The organism is Paraburkholderia sp. WC7.3g, from assembly GCF_050436345.1.
Lineage (GTDB): Bacteria > Pseudomonadota > Gammaproteobacteria > Burkholderiales > Burkholderiaceae > Paraburkholderia > Paraburkholderia podalyriae.
Genome location: NZ_JBNDMA010000001.1, coordinates 1,669,908 through 1,690,941, shown reverse-complemented (window position 1 = coordinate 1,690,941; position 21,034 = coordinate 1,669,908). Strand labels below are relative to the sequence as shown.

The window sequence follows — 21,034 nt, the reverse complement described above, 5'->3', positions numbered from 1 at the left end:
GAACGGACAAGGCGCGTTCGGAACGGCGAAGCACGGTCAGCGGGCGAAAAGTTTGACTTGCCCGTATGCGACGATCTGTAAATCGGCTTCGAAAATCACATAAAAAAAACGCGGCCCGAAAGCCGCGTGTAAAAATGAAAAAGACTCCCTTTGGTCAAAGGGGTCTATCGGAATTATAAGTGGCATTTCACCGCGATTTGAGGCTTTCTCTGGAAGACTGCATTGCGCAAAACAGAGGGAATCAGCGCACACGGCGCCATCCGCGTCCCCTTGCACGGGTCCCGAAAGCCTTCATCGGATTTAACAGCGCATCTACCCATTCATCTTAAAAATAATTTCCTTTTCCAGACCTTCACTTACGCGATTAATTCACATAATCCGGAATTTGAAAAATGGATTGCTGTAGCGCGTAATTAAATATCGAATGAACGCATGGCCGCGCCAGTGACGACGTCGACGCATGCTCGGTATACTGCCCCGGCCGCCGTGCGACGCCGCGAAATCGCGTCGCCCGCACAGCGGCTTCGTCGCGAAGCATCGCGCTGTACGCCAGCGCTTCGCCCGCGCCTCACCTTCCCATGAACGGGACCGCCGACGATCTGATCATGAAAAGACCTCTGCTGCTTGCCACCGCTGTCGCCTTCACTGCCACCCTCACCGCTTGCGGTTCGTCGGGCGGCCCCGCGCGCGATGCGTCCGCGCCGCTCGTGTATGTCTCGTCGTCACGCACGCCTGCCTCCATCGCCGCCTGTCTTGAAGAACGTCTGCCGCGCGTGCGTACGTCGCACGCCGGTGCCGCGACCGAACTCGCGGTCGGCTCCGATTCGCATAATTCGTATTTCGTCACGCTGACGCCGCTCAACGGCAGCACGGTCATCAAGGTCATGCGTCCGGCCGATGCGCCCGACGATCCACCCGAAGAGGAGATGCGCTTCGATGTCGCGCGCTGCGCGACCTGAGCGGCACGCCGCACGTGAACGCGATGTGCCAAGGCTGATGCGCGAATTTTTATCGCGCGCATCGGCTATTTTTTTATCCGCTCATCTGCGAACATAGCCGCCCTTTGTTTTTCGCGCGGCACGCGTGCCGCGAGTTTCGATGGCATCCAGCAAAGCGCATCATGCGACCGGTTTCGCAGCCGGCATCATCGCGGCGGCGATCGTCGCGCGCAGCGGCGGCGGTCCGTTTCATCCGGCCGTGTTGCTCAGCTTCATCGCCGGCGTGGCCGGCAGCACCGCGCCGGACTGGCTCGAAGTCGCATGGTGGTCGCGCGCGCGGCGGCTGTGGATCACCCATCGCACGTTGACGCATTGGGGCATCGGCTGGCTCGCGCTGCTCGCGGTGTCGTATCACACGCTCGGACATTCGATCTACGCCGCGCCCGCGTTCGGCTTCGCGTGCGGCGGCCTGATGCATCTGCTCGCCGACTGGCCGAATCCGCTCGGCGTGCCGTGGATCGCCGGGCGGCATTCGTTGAATCTATGGAATAGCGGGCACTGCGATCTGATCGTCGTCGCGGCGTCGTGGGCGGCCGCATGGTTGATCGGCGAGCATGTGTGGCTGCACAGCATGCATGCGTTGCCATGGTTGCGCCATTGGCCGATCAGCTAGGCGCGGCGATGCATCCGGCCGCCGCTAGCTGTGTGTCACTGCCGCCCGTTGTCGGTGCGCTCTCCTTCGCGGACCTTGCCTTGCGATACGCTGCTGCCAGGCGGCACGCTATGCGTGAGCCACACGTTGCCGCCGATCACCGAACCGCGCCCGATCGTCACGCGTCCGAGGATCGTCGCGCCCGCGTAGATCACGACGTCGTCCTCGACGATCGGATGCCGCGCGTTGCCCTTGATCAGCGTGCCGTCCTCGTCGGCCGCGAAGCTCTTCGCGCCGAGCGTGACCGCCTGGTATACGCGCACGCGCTCGCCGATGATCGCGGTCTCGCCGATCACCACGCCGGTGCCATGATCGATGAAGAAGCTCGGCCCGATCGTCGCGCCCGGGTGAATGTCGATGCCGGTCGCCGAGTGCGCGATCTCGTTGATGAAGCGCGCGAGCAGCGGTACGCCGAGCCGGTGCAACGCATGCGCGAGACGGTGATGCGTCATCGCCCACACGCCCGGATAGCACAGCAGGATTTCGGTGATGTGCTGCGCGGCGGGGTCGCCGGTGAACGCCGCCTGGATGTCGCTGACGAGCAGCGCGCGGATGCCCGCCAGTTGCGTCGCGAACTCGCGCGCCACCGCGAACGCGCGCTCCCGCAATTCGGCGTCAGGCGTCGCGCCGAACTCGGGCAGAAAGCGCAGCGCGCGGCGAATCTGTTCGGCGAGCAGGCGCAAGGTGCTTTCGAGCGTATGGCCGACATAGTAGTCGACCGTCTCGTCGGTTAGATCGGGTGCGCCGTAATGCGTCGGAAACATCGCGGCGCGCAGGCCAGCCACGATATTGACCACCGCTTCACGCGATGGCAACTCGCGAATGCCGAGCGGATGCCGCGTGCGATGCAATTGTTCGCGCGAGGCGCGCAGATCGGCGACGATCTGTTCAAGGCCCCAGTTGTGGGAAGGCACGTTGGGCATAAGGGACGGCGCCATGCGGCGCTTGCGGTTCAAAGTGGGGATGCAGCAGAGATTACCGCGTTTTAACGCCGCCCGCGCGGCAGCGCGGAGGTCGGCTCGAATTGACTGCGTCGCCTTGCCTTGACTCGCGTTCGCTTGCGGCGGAACGCACGCACCGTTCCCTGATTTCAGATAGTCAGACTGCTCGCGTCGATCCAGCGCACGGCCCAATCGCGCGCGTGCGCGATCGCGGCGGCTTCGTCGGAGAAGCGCAGTTCCGTGGGGAAGAAACGGTTGGCGACCAGTTCGCCGTCGCTCGAGCGCGAGATCACCACATACGGTTGCCAGGAGCCGTCGCCCGAGCGCGCCGGTTCGCAATTCAGAAGATAGCCGCGATGTGTGAATGCAGCATCGAAGTGCATGAGTCACCCGCCCCTGAAGCCCCGTAACATTTTCTCAGTCGCGCGACCATTTGTTTGTTCGCTTTTTCCGACCATGCTGAAACAGCCGAAGTATTGCCGCCAATTTAACCGCGCATCGCTCGCAGGAGTAAGATGATACTCTGTAGAAAATACGCGTCCATTAAAAAAAACGAAGTGAATCGCGGAGTTCATCGCCACTCAATCGCGAGGCAACGCCACTCGCATCGAAGTATGGCGGAGAACGCATCGCGAAGCCCGCGCATAGCGGCGCCGTGCCAATCGGAACGGCTTTTGCTCCCTTCTTCGACCATGTCCTCTCAGGAGAATGCACGATGAACAGCGCGATTAGCAAACCGGAAAACGCCGGTACGAAACCGGACCCGAAGGACCCACGAAGCACGGACGTGCACAACGACCGTACGCACGACAGCACGGTCGACACCGACGGCAAGAACCGCGAAGCGGCCCGTCTCGCGGGCCACGGCGCGATCTCGCCCGACGCGATCACGACCAGCAATGCGACGCTCGAGAACAGCGTGCCCGAGTCGCTCGACGGCATGGCCGGTTTCGACAGCCGGGTCGGCGGCAATCATCTGCTGCTTGCGCTCGAGCCGGGCTACGCGGTAATCGACAAGGGCATGGCCGAGCCGGTTGGCGCCTACTCGGCCGACCATCAGTACAACGACCCGCGTCCGGTCGGACAGCGCCAGGAGCGTGGCCGCATTCACTACGCGCTCAATCATTTGCGGCCCGCGCGCGTGATCGAATTACATCGGGTGAAATAGGCGGGCGTGCGTATCATCCCTTTATACGCGCGCGTTCGAATCACCTTGCATATTCCGATTAATCAGGCAATGACGTCGCACGCACCGTTTAATTCTGGTGCGTGCTTTGCTTTGTTTAATGTGGGTTCGCTTAACGGAGTTGCGGATGAAAAGAAAGAATCGTCGTCATTGGTGCCACGGGGCACGCTGGGCCAAGCCGTCAGCGCGGAGCTGAAGGCGCGTCATTAAGTGATCGAGGTGTGCATATCTGCGCAGCGTGGAAGGCGCGCAGACGGGGCGCGTGTATCGCGTGGGGTACTGAGCGTCAGTGAATCTCCGGCTCGCCCGAGCCATCGGGACTCGCGCCGCCGCGCCGCAGGAAGTCGAAATCGCAGCCTTGATCGGCCTGCATCACGTGCGCCTGGTGCAGGGCGCCATAGCCGCGCTCGAAGCGCGCAGCGGGTTTGACCCACGCGGCCTTGCGGCGCGCGAGTTCTTCATCCGATACCAGCACGTTCAGCCTGCGGCGCGGCACATCGAGTTCGATCAGATCGCCGCTTTCCACCAACGCGAGCGGTCCGCCGACGAACGCCTCGGGCGCCACGTGCAGCACGCACGCGCCATAGCTCGTGCCGCTCATCCGCGCATCGGAGATACGCACCATGTCGCGTACGCCTTTTTGCAGCAGCTTGCGCGGAATCGGCAGTTGGCCCCACTCCGGCATGCCCGCGCCGACCGGCCCCGCGTGCCGCAGCACGAGCACGCAGCTTGCGTCGATGTCGAGCGAGTCGTCGTCGATGCGCGCGGCCATATCGTTGTAGTCGTTGAACACGACTGCGCGGCCCGTATGCACGAGCAGATGCGGCTCGGCCGCGCCGGGCTTGATCACGGCGCCGTCGGGCGCGAGATTGCCGCGCAGCACCGCGAGGCTACTGTCACGCAGCACCGGATTCGCGCGGCGGCGAATCACGTCGTCGTTGAAAATGCGCGCGCCAGCAAGGTTCTCGCCGAGCGTGCTGCCGTTCACGGTTTTCTGCGAGCCGTCGATCAGTTCGCCCAGTTCCGCGAGCAGCCCACGCAAACCGCCCGCGTAGAAAAAGTCCTCCATCAGGTAAGCGCCGGTCGGCCGGATGTTCGCGAGCACGGGCGTACGGCGCGCGATCTCGTCGAAGCGATCGAGCGTCAACTCGATGCCCGCGCGCCGCGCCAGCGCGATCATATGCACGACCGAATTGGTCGATCCGGACAGCGCGACGCAAGTCGTCACCGCGTTATCGACCGATGCCGCCGTGATCAGGTCCGACGGCTTCAAATCCTCCCACACCATCTCGACGATACGCATGCCGGTTTTCGCGGCCATCTGCGCATGACGCGAATCGGGCGCGGGAATCGACGCGAAGCCGGGCAGCGTGAAGCCCAGCGCTTCGGCCGCGCTCGTCATCGTCGACGCGGTGCCCATCGTCATGCAGTGCCCCGGCGAACGCGCGATGCCACCCTCGACGCCCTGCCAGTCATCCGGCGTCAGCGTGCCCGCTCGCAGTTCGGCCCAGTACCGCCATGAATCGGAACCCGAGCCGAGCGTCACGCCGTTCCAGTTGCCGCGCAGCATCGGTCCGGCGGGCAGAAAGATGGCCGGCAGATCCATCGAGATCGCACCCATCAGCAACGCGGGCGTGGTCTTGTCGCAGCCGCCCATCAACACCACTCCATCGGCGGGATAGGAGCGCAGCATCTCCTCGGCTTCCATCGCGAGGAAATTGCGGTACAGCATCGTGGTGGGCTTCTGGAACGGCTCGGACAGCGTCTGCACCGGCAGTTCGATCGGGAAGCCGCCAGCCTGCCAGATGCCGCGCTTCACTTCCTCGACGCGCTGCTTGAAATGCGTATGGCACGGATTGATCTCGCTCCACGTGTTCAGAATCGCGATGACCGGCTTGCCCGCGTATTCGTCGCGGTCGTAGCCCATCTGCGCCGTGCGCGAGCGGTGGCCGAACGAACGCAGATCGTTCGCGCCGTACCAGCGATGACTGCGCAATTCCTCGGGGGTCTTTCTCTTCGTCAACGTCTACTCCACGATTGCCGCCGACCATGGGTCAGCGCCTCTGTTCTTTCACGCGGGACACGATCTGCGTCGGGCTCACGAATTGTAGTGCGATCAGCACCCAGATCAACGTGATCGCCATATAGATCATCGCCATCGCATCGATCGATTGCGGCGCTCGCACGCCGGTGGAAAACACTGCGTAATACAACGCGACCACCAGCGTTTGCGTCGCCGGACCGGCCGTAAAAAACGTCAGCTCGAACATGCCGATCGTGCGCACCAGCACGAGCAGGCCTGCAGCCAGCATACCCGGCACGAGCAGCGGCAGCAGCACATAACGGAAATAGCGGAACGTGTTCGCGCCGAAAATGCGCGCGGCCGCCTCGAGATTCGGATCGATCTGCTCGATGAACGGCGTCATCACGAGAATCACGAACGGCAGCGCCGGTACCAGATTCGCGAGAATCACGCCCCATAACGTGCCGGCGAGTCCGACCTTGTACATCACGGTCGCCATCGGAATGCCGTAGGTGACGGGCGGCACCATCAACGGCAGCAGAAAGATCAGCATCGCGAGGCGCTTGCCTGTGAATTGCACGCGCGCGAGCGCATACGCGGCGGGCACGCCGAGCAGCACTGACAGCAGCACGACCGCGCCGACCACCTGCACGGTCACCCACAGCACGCTCGCGAGCTGAAAGTCGCTCCACGCCTGCGCATACCAGTGCAGCGTGAAGCCTTGCGGCAACGCGGTGCCGAACCAGCGCGTCGCGATCGAATTCACCGCGACGGTCGCGATCAGCAGCACGACGTTGATCAGGAAGAACGCCATCACGGCCCACACCAGCGCCTGCCAGATACGGCCCGGCAGGTTCGCGCGCTGACGCGCGTGTTGCGCGGGCTCGCGCGCGCCGTCGCCCGGCTGAGGCGCGGCGGAAGCGGAGGTTGACGCGGACCAGTCGGGCTGCGTCGCGCGGCGATCGGTCGTCATCAGCCTTTGCCTCCCGTTGCGGGACCACGATAGAACCAGCGACGCGCGCCGAGCAGCGCGGCGACCACCAGCAGTTGCACGAAGCCCATCACCATCGCGATCGCCGACGCAAGCGAATAGTCGTAGCTCTCGAACGCGGCTTCGGCCGCGGCAATCGACATCACGCGCGTCGGACCCGCGGGCGCGCCGAGCAGCACCGCGGACGGAAACACCGAGAACGCCTGCACGAACGACAGACACGCGGCCATCGTGAGCCCCGGCACGAGCAGCGGCAGATAGATGCGGCGAAACTGCTGCCACGGACTCGCGCCGAGCGTCGCGGCCGCGCTCGCGAGCGTGGGATCGATGCCGGTCACGTACGACAGGGTCAGCAGAAACGCGAACGGAAAGCCCGACACGATCAGCGACAGCAGCACGCCCGTGAAGTTGTGCGTGAGCCGCACTTCGCGCGTGTACAGATGCAGCGCCTGCAACGCCTGCGGCAACCAGCCGTGCGGACCGAAGTACGTGAGCATGCCGTCGGCGATCAGCACAGTGCCGAGCGTCACCGGAATCACCAGCAGCGTCGTGACGATCTTCTGATAACGCGAGTAGCGGCGCAGCGCGAACGCGACCGGCACCGACACGCCGACGTTGATCAGCGTGGCCGGTACCGACAGCTTCAGCGTGACGAGGATCGTCGGCCACATCGACATGTCGGTGAAGAACGTCAGATAGTTGGCCCATACCCCGCCGCCGTTCATCGGCCGGAACGACAGCGCGAGACCATACGCGAACGGATAGATGAACAGCGCGACGATAAAGAGCAGCGCGGGCGCGACGAGCCAGGCCTTGGCATCGCGCGGCGCGCGGGACCTAAGCGGGGGGACAAGCGTCGGCGTGTTCATGCGGCCTCGGCGTCGTAGACGAGCACGCACGACGGCCGCACGCGCAGCGTGATGCGCTCGCCCTCCGCGCATTCGCCGGTCACGCGCGCCCACACGTCGCCGAACGCGGTCTTCGCGCGCAGCAGCGAATCGTGGCCGCCGTATTCGACCGCGTCGATCAGCGCATCGAACGCGTTGTCGGCGCCGGGCTCGGCGCGCTCCATGTCTTCGGGACGCAGCGCGACACTGACGCGTTTGCCGTCGAAGCCCGCCATCGGCGTGCCGATGAGCCGCACGCCGTCCGCACTGACCGCGACACCATCGCCTTGCGTGCCCTCCAGCGTGAACTCGGCCACATTGCGATAGCCCATGAAGCGCGCGACGTGCAGATTGCGCGGCCGCGTATAGACCTCCTTCGGCGTCGCGACCTGCTGCACGACGCCCTCCCTCATCACGACGATGCGATCGGCCATCGACAGCGCTTCGTCCTGATCATGCGTCACGTACAGCGTCGCGCGTTCGAGTTGGGTATGGATGCGGCGAATCTCCGCGCGCATTTCGATGCGCAGCTTCGTATCGAGATTCGACAGCGGCTCGTCCATCAGGATCAGCGGCGGCTCGATCACGATCGCACGCGCGATCGCGACTCGCTGTTGCTGGCCACCGGACAATTGGCCGGGCAGCTTATGCTCATGACCGGTCAGTTGCACCAGTTGCAGGGCCTCGCGTGCACGGCGTGCGATCTCGCTTCTGCCCACGCCGCGCATCTTGAGCCCGAAGCCGACGTTGTCCAGCACGCTCATGTGCGGGAACAGCGCGTAGTTCTGGAACACCATGCCGAAGCCGCGCTTTTCCGGCGGCAGCACGTCGATGCGCCGCGCGTCGAGCCAGATGCCGCCGCCGGTGAGCGGCTGCAATCCGGCGATGCAGTTCAACGCCGTCGATTTGCCACAACCCGACGGCCCCAGCAGCGCGATGAATTCGCCACGCCGGATCGTCAGATCCAGACCCTGCAGCGCGGCGATCGCGTGGCCTTGCGCGTTCGTGAAACTGCGGCTCACCGAATCGAGCCGCAACTGCTCAAAGTGATGCTTCATGGCGTTTCCTGGTTCGCGTGGGGCGACGGATGTCGCGAGTGCCGCGCTTGCGGTAGGCGCGGCACATCAGGCAGTCAAGCCGAGGCGCGCGTGATCGCTGAAAACACGCAGCGCGGCGGGACCTCACGCCGCGCTGCGTTTCGCCTCGTTTTCCGTCGCAATGGTGAAGGCCTAACGGGTCTTCTGCGCGCCGATGTCGCTATCCCACTTCCTGAAGGCGGCGACCATCGCCGCTGCGTTCAGCGGCAAAGCATGCGGACGATCGGCCAACATCTTCGCGTATTCGGGCCGGCCATACTTTTGCAGTACCTCCTGGCTATGCGCGGGCGCCTGCTCGACGGTGACGCCCTTGATCGCCGGACCCGGATAGAAGTAGCCGTCGTCGTAGGTCAGCGCCTGCTGCGCGGGCTCCAGCATAAAGTTCATCATCTTGTACAGCACGTCGAGCTTTTCCTTCGGCACGCCCTTCGGGACCACCATGTAGTGCGCGTCGTTGACCCACGTCATGTTGTCGAACGGCTGTACGCGGAATTCGGCCGGCACGATGCCGAGCGCGCGCGGATTGATGTCCCAGCCGGTCACGGTCACGGTCATGTCGCGCGTGCCTTCGCCCAGTTCCTTCATCACCGCCGAGGTGCCGCCTGGATAGTACGGAATGCAGTCGTTCAACTGCTTGAGGAACGCCCACGTCTTGTCCCAGCCATGCACCGGGTCCTGCGGGTCCTTGTCGCCGAGCACGTAGGGCAAGCCCATCAGGAACGTGCGGCCAGGACCGGAATTGGCCGGGCGCGCGTAGATCAGCTTGTCGGGGTGGGCCTTGCACCATTGCAACAGTTGCTCGGGCGTCTTCGGCGGATCGCTGACCTTGGCCGGGTTGTATTCGAGCAGCGGACCGGCCGGCATATATGCGACCACGAGCCCATAGCCTTGCGCGAGGTCCTGCATCTTGCGGGGGCCCGGCGCGTACTTGTCGAGCGCACCCGGGAACTGCGCCGCGTTGTCGGGCAGCAGCTTGATCCACAGGTTCTGTTCGATGCCCGCCGCGAGCGCGTCGGTGCCGGTCAGCACGAGGTCGATGTCCGAGCGGCCCGCGGCCTGCATCGCCTTGATCTTGCCTGGCAATTGCGGCGCGGGCGCGTTCGTGAACGTGGTGTTCGCGACGAGATTCGGATACTTCGCCTTGAACGCCTCGAAGCCCTTCTGCGTGAGTTGAAGATCGCCGGCTACGTCGACGATATTGATCGTGACCGGATCGGCCGCGTGCGCGGCAACGGAGTACACCGCGCTCGCGGCGATACAAACGGATACCAGCTTGAACGACAACCTGCGCGAAACAGTCATTGCGTCTCCTCGCTTCTTGGTATGGAAGCCCACCGGTCGATGCGGTGCGGGCGGTGTCTTTCTACCAATGGAACATAGCGAAGCGCAACAGCCGATGTCAAGCAAATAGTCGAGCGTGCGGGTGGTGCGCGAAAACGGCTTGTTTTACGTGAAATCCTTGCTGTTCAACGCCTGGCAACGCGCGTTAAGGGCAAACCCGAGCACCCGCCACGGTTGCAATACAGGTTGTTTGGTAAGCGGACAACTGCTCAGCCGCCGCGCACGCCCTGGGTATTCACAAACAGCGAATACAAGCCGTGACTTGCCGCCATGAACAGACGGTTGCGATGCCGTCCGCCGAAGCACACGTTCGCGCAACGCTCCTGCAGCGCGATATGGCCGAGCGGTTCGCCCCGCGCGGTGAACACGCGCACGCCGTCCAGCTCGTCAGTGCCCATGCCCCAGCCGCACCACAAGTTGCCGTGCACGTCGACACGAAAACCGTCGGGCGTGCCCGGACCCGCATCGATCAGCACGCGGTTGTTCGACAGCGTCGTGCCTTTGCCATTGGCCTCGACATCGAACGCACGGATCTTGCGCGGCTCGCCGCGCGACTCGACGACGTACAGCAGCGATTCGTCCGGTGAAAACGCGAGACCGTTCGGACCGAGCACGTCGTCGATGACCATCGACACCTCACCCGACTGGCCGTCGATCCGATACACGCATGCTTTCAGCTCCGACTGCTGCTGCTCGCCCTCGTAGAAACCGTCGATGCCGAAGCTCGGGTCGGTGAACCAGATCGAGCCGTCCGACTTCACGACCACGTCGTTCGGCGAATTGAAGCGCTTGCCCTGATAGCGATCGGCGAGCACGGTGATCGAGCCGTCGTACTCGGTGCGCGTCACACGCCGCGTCAGGTGCTCGCAACTGACGAGACGCCCTTCGCGATCGCGCGTATGGCCGTTCGCATTGTTCGACGATTGACGGAACGTGCTGACCGCGCCCGTCGTTTCGTCCCAGCGCAGGATGCGGTCGTTCGGGATGTCGCTCCACAGCAGATAGCGTCCATCGCCGAACCACACCGGTCCCTCCGACCAGCGCGTGCCCTGATACAAGCATTCGACCGACGCCGACGCGAGGATCAGCGACTTGAAGCGCGAATCGAACACGCGGATGGAGGGATCTGGATAACGTCGGCTGTGGTCGGTCATGCGGTGGTCTGCCTGTCGGAGCGGTTCGATTGGGTGCGCGCGAACTCGCGCTCGAGCGCGAGTAGCGTGCCTGCGGTCTGCGCGATCTTCGCATGATGCTCGCGCGGTGTCGAACTGAGCAGCGGCAGCAGCGGCCCCATGTCGGCGAGGCCCGTGAACGAGATCGCATCGTGCAACACGCGGATTAGCGAGATGTCGTTGCGCAGGGTTTCGAGCGGCATGAACGCATCGTACAGACGTTCGGCGGTGTTGTTGTCAGCGCGACCGGCGCTCTGGCCGCTCTGGCCGCTCTGGCCGCTCTGGCCGCTCTGGCCGCTCTGGCCGCTCTGCACCGCGCGCAGCAGCGCCATCACCATGCTCGGCGCGATGCAGCCGCTACCGGTCGTCCAGGCGGCGAGTCCAAACTCGCGCAGATGCACGAGCGCCGGCCGCTCGCCCATGCCCGACACGATCTTCGTGGCCGGCACGCGTTGCAGCAGCCGGCGCAGATACGGATCGTCAGCGGGATTGTCGCGCGGGATCGCATATTTGACGGCGCTCAACGTACCGCGCTCGACGAGCCGCGCGAGCGTATCGACATCGACGTAGTTTTCGCTTTTGAGATACACCGTGAGCGGCATGCCGGCCGTGTCGGCGATCCGCGTGAGGCCGGTCTCGACGCCCTCGAACGTGGTAAAGCCGCCGAGCGGCAGCACCATCGCGGTGCGGTAACGCGTCTGCGCGAGGATGCGCGCCTGATCGAGCATCTTGCCGTAGTCGGGACCGAGCGCCGGAATCACGCGAGTCCCGGGGCCCGCTGCGTCGGCGAGCAGCTCCAGCAGCTCGCGGTATTCGCTGAGCGCGACGTGATAGAAGTTCGCGTTGCCGCCATACAGTAGCGTGCGCACGCCGCCCGCTTCGATGTAGCGGATCAGCGCGAGATTCTGAGCAGGGTCGAGCGTGTAGTCGGCGCGCCGCGCGAGCGGCGGCACGGCCATGACCGACGCGGCGAACTCGGCGTCGCGAAGCGGAGATTCGTTCATGATGGTCGACGCGGAAACGTACAAGGCGGAGGTTTCACGGTAGCATCGGCATCACAATGTTGTCAAACAACTTGCGCGTAACGATAGCCCGTCGTGGCGGCCGGCGTCGAATTGCCCGGCGCAGATCACCAAATTTCCTTTTGTATAACAATGGAGCCGGCCGGCACGCCGTGTGGCATCGGCGCCGCAGCCTCTTTTTGCGCGAGCAGGACGCGCGGCGAGCAATAACCCGCTTTCCCAGATAATCGGGTAAATGCGATTAATTCAAAGAGTGTGACGGAAATAATGCTGTCAATCGAACACCTTAAAATGCGATCGCGGGGCGCCGATTAGCCGCGTTATTCACCCGGAATCGCGGGCGGGCTAAAGATTATTTCAATCACGCGGCGGCTATCGTTTACCCCGCAGAGCGCCGGTGCATTGCGCCCCCGTTTTTAGTGATAGATTATGCGGACCAAAAGAGCGGACCGCAGAGCCCGCCAATAACCGCGAACGAGATGTTTGCGAGCCCGAGAGAGCCAAAAAATTGTCGCTACACTTTATCGAGCAGATGGCACCGCTACTGGACGCCGCCGACGAGGCGGAATGGTTCGGCGCGATTTCGGGCCTCGCCGAAACGTGGGGCTTCGACAGGATTCTGGTCGCAATGCTGCCGCGGCCGACCATGCGTCTCGAGGACGCTTACCTGCGCAGCACTTACGCGCCGGCATGGCGCCAGGCGTATGACGAGCAAGGCATGGTGCATATCGACCCGACGGTCACGCACTGCCTGTCACGCTCCGCACCGCTGATCTGGACGCCAGAGATTTTCGCCACCCCGGCACAGCAATCCCTGTACGAGGAAGCTCGCTCGTTTGGCCTGGGCGCGGGCGTGACGCTGCCGATTCACGGGCCGAATCAGGAAGCCGGCATGATGTGCTTCGTCAATGACGACAACCCGTCTGACGGGTTCAGGCGTCATGTGAACGCCGCCTTGCCGAACCTCGTGCTGTTGCGTGACCTGGTGATCGACACCAGCAAACAGCATCTGAATTCGCACGCACAGACCCTGATGCCGAAGCTCACGCCGCGCGAGCGCGAATGTCTGAAATGGACCGCACGCGGCAAATCCACCTGGGAGATATCCCACATTCTGAGTTGCTCGGAAGCCGTGGTGAACTTCCACATGAAGAACATCAGGGCGAAATTCGGCGTGAATTCGCGGCGCGCGGCAGCCGTGATCGCCGCGCAGCTAGGGCTTATTGACCCGGGTTGAGCAGCGCGGCCGCATCGCGGCTGTACATCACGCGCTCAGCGCGGCCCAGATCGGCGTCCGACACGGTCTTGGTGAAGTACAGGCCAAGCAGGATCGACACCGGCGCCGGGATCTCAGCGCCCGACTCGAAGCGGCTGCCGCGCGACTGCGTGACGCCGAAGCGAGCCCAGAATCGGCGCTGGCTCTCTTTTTTCTTCTTCCGGTAGGCAATGATCAGAACGCGATCCACTGCCGAAGAGACCTCCGAAGGACGCGCCTGGAGGTGGGTTTGCGGTTGCCAGTGATTGTCGAGGAATTCCATTTTGGAGCCTTGTAGGTTGGGGGCCGATACGTGTTTGAATTTTGCGATACCCGATAAGCATCCACACCTATCCAGGTAGGTAGGTGGCACAAAGATTCAGAATGCATAAGTTTTCCTGCGTAACTGGCACCCCCAACGCGTACAGGAGAGCGTCATGCAAACCACGATCCGAATTGGACTCCGGCAGGAATTCGACAATCAGCTGATCAATGAGATGTACCGCCTGCGAGCCCGGGTCTTTCACGGCCGGCTCGGTTGGGAAATTCCGACCATCGCGGGGATGGAGATAGACGGCTACGACGCGCTCGGGCCGTACTACATGCTGATTCAGGGCGAAGATCAACGGTTGCGCGGGTGCTGGCGCCTGATGCCGACCGAAGGTCCGAACATGCTGAAAGACACCTTCCCGCAACTGCTGCATGGCGCGGCCGCGCCGGTCGGGCGCCACATCTGGGAGCTGAGCCGCTGGGCGATCGAAACCGGCGGTGAGGAACAGTCGTTTGGTTTCACGGATATGACGATCCGTGCAATTCAGGAAGTGATGCGCTTCGCGCAGCGCACGGGCATCACGCATTACGTCACGGTGACCACCACGCCGATCGAGCGGATGCTGCGCCGAGCCGGCCTCGACATCAGCCGGCTCGGGCCGCCGCTGCAGATCGGCGTCGAGCGGGCCGTCGCGCTCGACGTCGCGGTGAGCGCCAAGACACTGACCTCGCTGTTCGGGCCGGTCGCCGTCGCGGCTTGAGCGGCGCCGGAGCGCGGCCTCACGAAAGTCGCGATGCGCTGACCCGCGCGCGGCTCAGGAACCGAACATCCGTTCCAGCGCGTTCTCGAGATGCGCGCGCATCGCGGCACCCGCGGCAGCCGCGTCCTTGCGGCGGATCGCGTCGAGCACCGCCATATGCTCGGCCTGCACCAGCCGCTGCCGCTCCACTGTTTTGACGAGCGACAGGTTGCGCGACAGGTTCATGCTGAACAGGATCTGCTCCTCGATGAACGACATCACCGTGATGAAAAATGGATTCTTCGACGCGCGCGCGACCGCCTGGTGGAACAGGAAGTCGTCCTTGGCGCCGATCCCCTGCGCCTCGATGATGCGCTCGAGCTCGTCCCACGCATGCTGGATTGCCGCGATGTCGTCGGCATCGGCCTTCAGCGCCGCCTGCGCGGCCGCGCCCGCCTCGGTCACGATGCGAAATTCATAGCAGCGGCGAATATCGGACAGCGTCTCCAGCGGCGCGAAGCGGCGCACATCCGGATCGGGCCGCCGCTCGACGGTCGTGCCCGAGCCGTGCCGCGTCGAAATAATGCCGTCGGCTCGCAATCGCGCAAGCGCTTCGCGCACCGTCGGCCGGGACGTGGCGAAACGCTCGGCCAGCGCGTGCTCGGTCGGCAATCGCTCGCCTTCCTTGTACTCGCCTTCGAGGATGCGGTTGAGAATGTCGCCGTAGATCTGGTCGGGTAAGCCCTTGGTTTTTCGATCGTTCATCAGCGGACTGGCCAACTTGTCAAATATGGCCTGATTGTAAGGCCAACCCCGTTTCGGCTTCAGCAAAGTTGTGCGGTTGTAAGCAAACGAGGCCGCTCGCGCGCGCCGCCGCGCCCGCCAGTTTGGCGGCGGGCGCGGAATATTTGGCAAATGTTTGATTTACATCTTGGTGCGGTGCATCTTTTCCGGCCATCATCGAAGCTTCATTGGTATAAGACATCAATAATCCCTGCCGCGGCTAGCAATGTGGCAGACGCATTTTTGACGCGGAGCCGATATGTACACACGCATCCTTGTAGCGGTCGACGGCAGCAATACCTCGCGCCGGGCGTTCGCAGCGGCGCTCGATCTCGCCAAATCGAATGGCGCGGTGTTGCGGCCATATTATGTCGTCGAAAATACGCCGATGTATTTCGAGGCGCCCGGCTACGACCCGTCGATCCTGCGCAACCGTCTGATCGAGGAAGGCCAGGAGTTGCGCGCCGAGTTTTCGAAAGCAATGGCCGAGCAAGGTGTGCAAGGTGACCCGGGGGTCTCCGAGGCTTCGTCGCTCGGCGATGTCGCCGACATCGTGCTGCAGGCCGCGGCCGAATTCAACGCCGACCTGCTCGTGATGGGCACGCACGGCCGACGTGGCTTTCAGCGGCTGATTCTCGGCAGCGTCGCCGAACGCTGCGTGCGCCAGGCCACGCTGCCGGTTCTGCTGATACCGTCCGCCGCGGGCACCGACAAGGAACCCGCCTGACTCTTTCATCATGCGCAGGGCGGCGCGCCACTCATCGACGCGAGCCGTCGTCATCACCCACGGCGACTCACCTTCCCACGTTCGCAAGAGCACGTGCCGTCGCTCGGGACATCCGGGCAGCGCAAGCGTCACTTTGCCGCCAGCTGCGTGTCATAGCCGGTGGGACAATTTCACTACTACGATAAGCGCGCGCAGAACATGCTGACTCCTACTGCTGTTACCCGTTCCTCGACCCGCTCTGCCGGCAACGCCGAGCGCGGCAGCCGCGAGGCCGTGGCGTCACGCGCAACCGCACGCACCGCCGCGCGCTGCTCGAGCTGTTCGATGCGTCAGATCTGCATGCCGCAGGGGCTGTCGGCGGAGGAACTGCCGAAGCTCGAAACGCTGATCTGCTCGGCGCGCTCGGTGCCGCGCGGCGAAGCGCTGTATCGCAGCGGCGAGCGCTTCGACAATATCTACGCGGTGCGTTCGGGTTCGATGAAGACCGTGATGATCCATCGCGACGGCCGCGAACAAGTCACCGGGTTGCGTCTCGCCGGCGAGCCGCTCGGGCTCGACGGCATCAGCGCGGACGTCCATGCATGCAGCGCCGTCGCGCTGGAAGACAGCACGGTGTGCATCGTCCCGTATAGCGCGCTGAAGCTGCTGTGCCGCGAAATCGGTTCGATCCAGGAGCGCATGCACAAGCTGCTGGGCGCGCAGATCGTCAGCGAGGCCGCGCAGATGATGGTGCTCGGCTCGCTGTCCGCCGACGAACGCGTCGCAGCCTTCCTGCTGGACGTGTCACAGCGCAATGCGCAGCGCGGCTACTCGTGGTCGGAATTCAATCTGCGCATGACCCGCGAAGACATGGGCAGCTATCTCGGCATGACGCTTGAAACCGTCAGCCGCACCCTGTCAAGATTTCAAAAGCGCGGCCTGATCGACACGCAGGGCAAACATATTCGCATCGTCGATCTCGAAGGGTTGCGGCAGGTCTGAGCGAGCGGGCTGGCGGGCTGGCCGGCTGAGCGGTTGTGCCGTTCGTCTTGGCACGCCGCCTGCGAGGGGGTACAGTTTTCCGATCGTCCCCCCACGGAAACCGTGTTGCATGGAGACCCGGCCCAATGAATCGCGACCCTGTCCCGCATCATCCGCTCGTGCAGCGCCTGCTCGACGCGCGCCAAATCACCGACGACCTGTTTGCGATCGTCAAACCCGACTACCTCTATGAACGGCCGATCCGCGAGCGTCACCGCGTCGTGTTCTACATCGGCCATCTCGAAGCGTTCGATCGCAATCTGCTCGACCAGCGTCTGTTCGATCTGCCGGCTTTCGCGCCGGAACTCGACCAGCTGTTCGCCTTCGGCATCGATCCGGTAGACGGCGGCTTTCCCACGGATCAACCCGGCGATTGGCCGTCGCTCGACCGCGTGCGCGAGTATGCGACGCGCGCGCGACGGCAAATCGACGCCGCGCTCGGCGAATCCGGCAACCCGGCGCGCGACGAGGCGGCCGTGCAGTTGCTGAACGTCGCGATCGAGCATCGGTTGATGCATGCTGAAACGCTCGCGTACATGCTCCATCAGTTGCCGCTCGCGCACAAGAACACCGCGTTGCGCGAGCCGGTGGTGACACGCGCGGAGCGGCGCGACGCGTTGTCGTCGATGGTCAGCGTGCCGGCCGGCACCACAGTGCTCGGCATGCCACGCGAGGCCGGCCGCTTCGGCTGGGACAATGAGTTCGGCGAATTGGGCGTGGACGTGCCCGCGTTCGAGATCGATCGATACATGGTCACGAACGGTGCGTTCCTCGAGTTCCTCGAAGACGGCGGTTATCGCGAGTCGAAGTGGTGGTCGCCGAAGGACTGGGCGTGGAAGGAAGCGGAACACATCGAGCATCCCGCCGGCTGGTCGCAACGCACGGCGCAGGACGGTCGCGCCGCATGGACGCTGCGCACGATGTTCGACGACGTGCCCTTGCCGCTCGACTGGCCGGTCTACGTGAGCCACGCCGAAGCGAGCGCCTATGCACGCTGGGCCGGCAAAGCGCTGCCGACGGAGGCGCAATGGCAACGCGCGGCGCACGGTGCGCCGCAAGCGGCATCGGGGAATTTCGATTTCCGCAGTTGGGATCCACGGCCCGTCGACGCGCATCCGGACAACGTCAGCGCGTTCGGCGCGGAAGGTCAGTTCGGCAACGGCTGGGAATGGACCTCCACGCTATTCGAAGCGCTGCCGGGCTTCGAAGCGTTTCCGTTCTATCCCGGTTATTCGGCCAACTTCTTCGATGGCCAGCATTACGTGCTGAAGGGCGGCTCGGCGCGTACCGCGCTGTGCATGCTGCGGCCGGAGTTTCGCAACTGGTTTCAGCCGCACTATCAGTATGTGTACGCGGGGTTTCGGTGTGTGCGGGGTTGTGACTAATAAAGCGGAAGCTGAGATCTTTCTTCGTCTTCCGCTTTATTAGTCAGGAAGGTCAAGCGGGTAATTCTTTCTTGTCATCTCCTCCATATTTCGACTAATATCGAAATATGGAAACGAACCAGACCATCGCCGCTCTAGCGGCACTCGCGCACGAGTCGCGGCTCGCCGTCTTTCGCGCCCTGGTGAGGGCCGGCCCCGAAGGCATGCCCGCCGGCCAGATCGCCACGCTGCTGGATGTCGCGCCGTCGTCCCTTTCCTTCCACCTGAAGGAACTGTCTCATGCGCAGCTCGTCACCAGTCGGCAGGAAGGCCGGTTCGTCTACTACTGCGCAAACTTCGAAACGATGAACGGCCTGCTGGCCTATCTCACCGAGAACTGCTGTGGCGGCAACCCCTGTTCGCCGGCATCAGCGTGTTTTCCCTCCAGGGAGAGGCGGTCATGAAGCGCTTTCACATTCACATCGCCGTCACGGATCTCAATGCGAGCGTCCGCTTCTACTCAGCGTTGTTTGCGGCCGAACCGACCGTCGTCAAGAGCGACTACGCGAAATGGATGCTCGACGACCCGCGCGTCAATTTCGCGATCTCGCAACGCGGCGCCACGCCGGGACTCGACCATCTGGGCGTTCAGGTCGAAAACGAAGCCGAGCTGGACGAGATGCACTGCCGGCTCGAAGGCGCCGCGTTACCGGTCGACGCGCAAATCGGCACGGCCTGCTGCTATGCGAACTCGGACAAGTACTGGACCGTCGATCCGCAGGGCATCGCATGGGAGTCGTATCAGACTTTGAACGACATTCCGGTATTCGGCGAGTCACGCAATGCGCAGAACAGTGCACCTGCTTCTGAGGTCGCAGCGTGCTGCGCTCCGTCGTCGGGCAAATCGGTCGGTGTCCCGGTCGGGTCTTCGTCGTGTTGCTGAGTCCGGCGCGCAATTCAATGAGGAGCGTATGACGACCAACGTCTTGATCCTGTGCACGCACAACTCGGCGCGCAGTGTGCTCTCTGAAGGGATGCTCAACCACTGGGCACGCAAGCTCGGCAAGGACGTGCGCGCGTTCAGCGCTGGCAGTACCCCGAGCGGCCGCATCAATCCGTTCGCGCTCGAAGCGCTGACGAACGCCGGCATCGATACCGAAGGCTATCGCAGCAAGAGCTGGGATGAATTCGCGCAGGATGGCGCGCCGCCCATGCGCATCGTCATTACGACGTGCGACAGCGCGGCTGCCGAGCAGTGTCCGTTCTGGCCCGGTGCTCCAGTCAAGGTGCACTGGGGCTATGCCGACCCGTCGAACGCACCCGGCGGCGACGAAGGCAAACGTCAGGCGTTCGAACTGACACGCCAGGCAATCGGCTATCGCATGCTACAGCTGCTTGAACTTCCCCTGGACCGTCTGGGCAATGCCGAGCTTCAGCAGGCACTCGACGACATCCTGCAAAGCTGAACCCTTTTCCATCGATTTGCCCCATGAATACCCCCAACATCGCCGCTGCGCGCAAAAGCGCGTCTAAGCCGGCCATCAGCTTCTTCGAGCGATACCTGACCGTGTGGGTCGCGCTGTGCATTGTCGCGGGCATCCTGCTCGGCCAGGTGCTGCCTGGCGTCTTTCAGGCGATCGGGCGCATGGAGTACGCCCACGTCAACCTGCCGGTCGGGCTGCTGATCTGGGTGATGATCATCCCGATGCTGGTCAAGGTCGATTTCGGCTCGCTGCATGAAGTGCGTCAGCACATCAAGGGCATTGGCGTCACGCTCGTCGTCAACTGGCTCGTCAAGCCGTTCACGATGGCGTTCCTCGCGTGGCTCTTCATCAAGCACCTGTTCGCGCCGATGCTGCCCGCCGTGCAGCTCGACAGCTATGTGGCCGGGCTGATCCTGCTGGCCGCCGCGCCCTGCACCGCGATGGTGTTCGTCTGGAGCCGTCTGACGGGCGGCGATCCGCTCTTCACGCTCTCGCAGGTCGCACTCAACGACAGCATCATGGTGGTCGCGTTTGCGCCGCTCGTCGGCCTGCTGCTCGGTATCTCGGCAATTACGGTGCCGTGGGCGACGCTGCTCATGTCGGTCGTGCTCTACATCATCATTCCGGTGATCCTCGCGCAGATCCTGCGCAAGGTGCTGCTCGCCAGTGGAGAGGCTGCTTATGAGGCAGCAATGGCGAAAATCGGTCCCTGGTCGATCACGGCGCTGCTCGCTACGCTGGTGCTGCTGTTCGCCTTCCAGGGCGAAGCCATCCTGAAGCAGCCGCTCGTGATCGTGTTGGTCGCCGTGCCGATCCTGATCCAGGTGCTCTTCAACTCGGCGCTGGCGTACTGGCTTAATCGTGCGGTCGGCGAAAAGCACAATATTGCCTGCCCGTCTGCCCTGATCGGCGCATCGAACTTCTTCGAGCTGGCCATCGCCACTGCAATCGGTTTGTTCGGTTTCAATTCCGGCGCCGCGCTCGCGACTGTCGTGGGCGTGCTGATCGAGGTGCCGGTCATGCTGCTTGTTGTATGCATCGTCAACCGCTCGAAGAACTGGTACGAGTGCGCCTGAAGGTC

Annotated in this window: 24 protein-coding genes and 1 pseudogene; 13 read left to right on the top strand and 12 right to left on the bottom strand. The window is 63.6% G+C overall.

The features are described 5' to 3' along the window. Positions 1-605: 605 nt before the first annotated feature. Positions 606-959 carry a hypothetical protein gene (locus OKW43_RS07835; protein WP_187634485.1) on the top strand — a complete coding sequence of 118 codons (354 nt, stop codon included), beginning with the start codon at positions 606-608 and terminating at the stop codon, positions 957-959. 139 nt (positions 960-1,098) lie between these two features. Beyond that, the gene (locus tag OKW43_RS07830; protein WP_187634484.1) at positions 1,099-1,611 is read left to right on the top strand and encodes a metal-dependent hydrolase; all 513 of its coding nucleotides are present in this window, start codon (positions 1,099-1,101) and stop codon (positions 1,609-1,611) included. 35 nt (positions 1,612-1,646) lie between these two features. On the opposite strand, the gene epsC is transcribed toward OKW43_RS07830, so the two are convergent. Together epsC and OKW43_RS07820 are read right to left on the bottom strand one after the other, a co-directional pair. Continuing rightward, a complete protein-coding gene (gene epsC, locus OKW43_RS07825) occupies positions 1,647-2,573 on the bottom strand; it encodes a serine O-acetyltransferase EpsC (protein WP_187634517.1) in 927 nt (308 codons plus the stop codon). Between the two features lie 167 nt (positions 2,574-2,740). Next, positions 2,741-2,974, bottom strand: coding sequence for a hypothetical protein (locus OKW43_RS07820; protein WP_013092363.1), 234 nt, complete (start codon positions 2,972-2,974; stop codon positions 2,741-2,743). A gap of 332 nt (positions 2,975-3,306) precedes the next feature. Between OKW43_RS07820 and OKW43_RS07815 the strand changes: the two genes are divergently transcribed. Next, positions 3,307-3,759, top strand: a complete 453-nt coding sequence (locus OKW43_RS07815; RefSeq protein ID WP_429446365.1) for a DUF3005 domain-containing protein — start codon at positions 3,307-3,309, stop codon at positions 3,757-3,759. 158 nt (positions 3,760-3,917) lie between these two features. After that, a pseudogene (locus OKW43_RS07810) lies at positions 3,918-3,984 on the top strand (short chain dehydrogenase); the annotation flags it as partial. Between the two features lie 79 nt (positions 3,985-4,063). Here OKW43_RS07810 and araD read toward each other — a convergent pair. The 7 genes from araD to OKW43_RS07775 all read right to left on the bottom strand — a co-directional run bounded on the left by araD (position 4,064) and on the right by OKW43_RS07775 (position 12,292). Continuing rightward, positions 4,064-5,800 (bottom strand): L-arabinonate dehydratase, encoded by a 1,737-nt coding sequence (gene araD, locus OKW43_RS07805; protein ID WP_429446362.1) that lies wholly within the window; start codon positions 5,798-5,800, stop codon positions 4,064-4,066. A 31-nt stretch (positions 5,801-5,831) separates the two neighbouring features. Continuing rightward, positions 5,832-6,773 carry an ABC transporter permease gene (locus OKW43_RS07800; RefSeq protein ID WP_187634481.1) on the bottom strand — a complete coding sequence of 314 codons (942 nt, stop codon included), beginning with the start codon at positions 6,771-6,773 and terminating at the stop codon, positions 5,832-5,834. After that, positions 6,773-7,660 carry an ABC transporter permease gene (locus OKW43_RS07795; RefSeq protein WP_187634480.1) on the bottom strand — a complete coding sequence of 296 codons (888 nt, stop codon included), beginning with the start codon at positions 7,658-7,660 and terminating at the stop codon, positions 6,773-6,775. The genes OKW43_RS07800 and OKW43_RS07795 overlap by 1 nt, the downstream gene beginning before the upstream one ends. After that, positions 7,657-8,736: an ABC transporter ATP-binding protein gene (locus tag OKW43_RS07790; RefSeq protein WP_429446359.1), complete on the bottom strand. Its 1,080-nt coding sequence runs from the start codon at positions 8,734-8,736 to the stop codon at positions 7,657-7,659. The genes OKW43_RS07795 and OKW43_RS07790 overlap by 4 nt, the downstream gene beginning before the upstream one ends. 171 nt (positions 8,737-8,907) lie before the next feature. Further along, positions 8,908-10,077 (bottom strand): extracellular solute-binding protein, encoded by a 1,170-nt coding sequence (locus OKW43_RS07785; protein ID WP_187634478.1) that lies wholly within the window; start codon positions 10,075-10,077, stop codon positions 8,908-8,910. Positions 10,078-10,325: 248 nt separating this feature from the next. Continuing rightward, positions 10,326-11,270 carry an SMP-30/gluconolactonase/LRE family protein gene (locus OKW43_RS07780; protein ID WP_429446356.1) on the bottom strand — a complete coding sequence of 315 codons (945 nt, stop codon included), beginning with the start codon at positions 11,268-11,270 and terminating at the stop codon, positions 10,326-10,328. Continuing rightward, positions 11,267-12,292, bottom strand: coding sequence for a dihydrodipicolinate synthase family protein (locus tag OKW43_RS07775; RefSeq protein WP_429446354.1), 1,026 nt, complete (start codon positions 12,290-12,292; stop codon positions 11,267-11,269). The genes OKW43_RS07780 and OKW43_RS07775 overlap by 4 nt, the downstream gene beginning before the upstream one ends. Before the next feature lie 550 nt (positions 12,293-12,842). Here OKW43_RS07775 and OKW43_RS07770 point away from each other — a divergent pair. Next, complete coding sequence (locus tag OKW43_RS07770) at positions 12,843-13,547, top strand: helix-turn-helix transcriptional regulator (RefSeq protein WP_429446352.1); 705 nt, start codon at positions 12,843-12,845, stop codon at positions 13,545-13,547. On the opposite strand, the gene OKW43_RS07765 is transcribed toward OKW43_RS07770, so the two are convergent. Then, positions 13,531-13,848: an XRE family transcriptional regulator gene (locus OKW43_RS07765; RefSeq protein ID WP_187634474.1), complete on the bottom strand. Its 318-nt coding sequence runs from the start codon at positions 13,846-13,848 to the stop codon at positions 13,531-13,533. The two genes, OKW43_RS07770 and OKW43_RS07765, sit on opposite strands and share 17 nt — an antisense overlap. 154 nt (positions 13,849-14,002) lie before the next feature. Between OKW43_RS07765 and OKW43_RS07760 the strand changes: the two genes are divergently transcribed. Further along, on the top strand, positions 14,003-14,596 hold the full coding sequence (locus tag OKW43_RS07760; protein WP_429446350.1) for an acyl-homoserine-lactone synthase: 594 nt from the start codon (positions 14,003-14,005) through the stop codon (positions 14,594-14,596). 54 nt (positions 14,597-14,650) lie between these two features. Here the strand turns inward: OKW43_RS07760 and OKW43_RS07755 are convergent, their stop codons facing one another. Both OKW43_RS07755 and OKW43_RS07750 read right to left on the bottom strand, forming a co-directional pair. Then, on the bottom strand, positions 14,651-15,340 hold the full coding sequence (locus OKW43_RS07755; RefSeq protein WP_187634472.1) for a FadR/GntR family transcriptional regulator: 690 nt from the start codon (positions 15,338-15,340) through the stop codon (positions 14,651-14,653). A 19-nt stretch (positions 15,341-15,359) separates the two neighbouring features. After that, a complete protein-coding gene (locus tag OKW43_RS07750) occupies positions 15,360-15,560 on the bottom strand; it encodes a hypothetical protein (protein ID WP_429446347.1) in 201 nt (66 codons plus the stop codon). Between the two features lie 57 nt (positions 15,561-15,617). Between OKW43_RS07750 and OKW43_RS07745 the strand changes: the two genes are divergently transcribed. From OKW43_RS07745 to arsB, 7 genes are all read left to right on the top strand, one after another. Beyond that, positions 15,618-16,085: a universal stress protein gene (locus OKW43_RS07745; RefSeq protein WP_187634470.1), complete on the top strand. Its 468-nt coding sequence runs from the start codon at positions 15,618-15,620 to the stop codon at positions 16,083-16,085. A 324-nt stretch (positions 16,086-16,409) separates the two neighbouring features. After that, the gene (locus tag OKW43_RS07740) at positions 16,410-17,066 is read left to right on the top strand and encodes a helix-turn-helix domain-containing protein (RefSeq protein WP_187634469.1); all 657 of its coding nucleotides are present in this window, start codon (positions 16,410-16,412) and stop codon (positions 17,064-17,066) included. Between the two features lie 125 nt (positions 17,067-17,191). Then, positions 17,192-18,490: an SUMF1/EgtB/PvdO family nonheme iron enzyme gene (locus tag OKW43_RS07735; RefSeq protein ID WP_429446344.1), complete on the top strand. Its 1,299-nt coding sequence runs from the start codon at positions 17,192-17,194 to the stop codon at positions 18,488-18,490. A gap of 107 nt (positions 18,491-18,597) precedes the next feature. Continuing rightward, a complete protein-coding gene (locus OKW43_RS07730; protein ID WP_429446342.1) occupies positions 18,598-18,933 on the top strand; it encodes an ArsR/SmtB family transcription factor in 336 nt (111 codons plus the stop codon). Beyond that, on the top strand, positions 18,930-19,412 hold the full coding sequence (locus tag OKW43_RS07725) for an ArsI/CadI family heavy metal resistance metalloenzyme (RefSeq protein ID WP_429446337.1): 483 nt from the start codon (positions 18,930-18,932) through the stop codon (positions 19,410-19,412). The genes OKW43_RS07730 and OKW43_RS07725 overlap by 4 nt, the downstream gene beginning before the upstream one ends. A 28-nt stretch (positions 19,413-19,440) precedes the next feature. Next, on the top strand, positions 19,441-19,935 hold the full coding sequence (locus OKW43_RS07720) for an arsenate reductase ArsC (RefSeq protein WP_429446334.1): 495 nt from the start codon (positions 19,441-19,443) through the stop codon (positions 19,933-19,935). Positions 19,936-19,958: 23 nt separating this feature from the next. Next, positions 19,959-21,029 (top strand): ACR3 family arsenite efflux transporter, encoded by a 1,071-nt coding sequence (arsB, locus tag OKW43_RS07715; protein WP_429446332.1) that lies wholly within the window; start codon positions 19,959-19,961, stop codon positions 21,027-21,029. Positions 21,030-21,034 lie beyond the last annotated feature (5 nt).

Excerpts from the sequence above, each read along its gene's own strand:
- OKW43_RS07815 (WP_429446365.1), top strand. The coding sequence starts at position 3,307 with ATGAACAGCGCGATTAGCAAACCGGAAAACGCCGGTACGAAACCGGAC.
- OKW43_RS07785 (WP_187634478.1), bottom strand. The coding sequence starts at position 10,077 with ATGACTGTTTCGCGCAGGTTGTCGTTCAAGCTGGTATCCGTTTGTATC.
- OKW43_RS07800 (WP_187634481.1), bottom strand. The coding sequence starts at position 6,773 with ATGACGACCGATCGCCGCGCGACGCAGCCCGACTGGTCCGCGTCAACC.
- epsC (WP_187634517.1), bottom strand. The coding sequence starts at position 2,573 with ATGCCCAACGTGCCTTCCCACAACTGGGGCCTTGAACAGATCGTCGCC.
- OKW43_RS07745 (WP_187634470.1), top strand. The coding sequence starts at position 15,618 with ATGTACACACGCATCCTTGTAGCGGTCGACGGCAGCAATACCTCGCGC.
- OKW43_RS07795 (WP_187634480.1), bottom strand. The coding sequence starts at position 7,660 with ATGAACACGCCGACGCTTGTCCCCCCGCTTAGGTCCCGCGCGCCGCGC.
- OKW43_RS07770 (WP_429446352.1), top strand. The coding sequence starts at position 12,843 with ATGGCACCGCTACTGGACGCCGCCGACGAGGCGGAATGGTTCGGCGCG.
- OKW43_RS07760 (WP_429446350.1), top strand. The coding sequence starts at position 14,003 with ATGCAAACCACGATCCGAATTGGACTCCGGCAGGAATTCGACAATCAG.
- OKW43_RS07790 (WP_429446359.1), bottom strand. The coding sequence starts at position 8,736 with ATGAAGCATCACTTTGAGCAGTTGCGGCTCGATTCGGTGAGCCGCAGT.
- OKW43_RS07765 (WP_187634474.1), bottom strand. The coding sequence starts at position 13,848 with ATGGAATTCCTCGACAATCACTGGCAACCGCAAACCCACCTCCAGGCG.
- OKW43_RS07830 (WP_187634484.1), top strand. The coding sequence starts at position 1,099 with ATGGCATCCAGCAAAGCGCATCATGCGACCGGTTTCGCAGCCGGCATC.
- OKW43_RS07780 (WP_429446356.1), bottom strand. The coding sequence starts at position 11,270 with ATGACCGACCACAGCCGACGTTATCCAGATCCCTCCATCCGCGTGTTC.
- OKW43_RS07735 (WP_429446344.1), top strand. The coding sequence starts at position 17,192 with ATGAATCGCGACCCTGTCCCGCATCATCCGCTCGTGCAGCGCCTGCTC.
- OKW43_RS07730 (WP_429446342.1), top strand. The coding sequence starts at position 18,598 with ATGGAAACGAACCAGACCATCGCCGCTCTAGCGGCACTCGCGCACGAG.
- OKW43_RS07740 (WP_187634469.1), top strand. The coding sequence starts at position 16,410 with ATGCGTCAGATCTGCATGCCGCAGGGGCTGTCGGCGGAGGAACTGCCG.
- OKW43_RS07755 (WP_187634472.1), bottom strand. The coding sequence starts at position 15,340 with ATGAACGATCGAAAAACCAAGGGCTTACCCGACCAGATCTACGGCGAC.
- OKW43_RS07725 (WP_429446337.1), top strand. The coding sequence starts at position 18,930 with ATGAAGCGCTTTCACATTCACATCGCCGTCACGGATCTCAATGCGAGC.
- arsB (WP_429446332.1), top strand. The coding sequence starts at position 19,959 with ATGAATACCCCCAACATCGCCGCTGCGCGCAAAAGCGCGTCTAAGCCG.
- OKW43_RS07775 (WP_429446354.1), bottom strand. The coding sequence starts at position 12,292 with ATGAACGAATCTCCGCTTCGCGACGCCGAGTTCGCCGCGTCGGTCATG.
- OKW43_RS07820 (WP_013092363.1), bottom strand. The coding sequence starts at position 2,974 with ATGCACTTCGATGCTGCATTCACACATCGCGGCTATCTTCTGAATTGC.
- OKW43_RS07835 (WP_187634485.1), top strand. The coding sequence starts at position 606 with ATGAAAAGACCTCTGCTGCTTGCCACCGCTGTCGCCTTCACTGCCACC.
- OKW43_RS07720 (WP_429446334.1), top strand. The coding sequence starts at position 19,441 with ATGACGACCAACGTCTTGATCCTGTGCACGCACAACTCGGCGCGCAGT.
- OKW43_RS07750 (WP_429446347.1), bottom strand. The coding sequence starts at position 15,560 with ATGTCTTATACCAATGAAGCTTCGATGATGGCCGGAAAAGATGCACCG.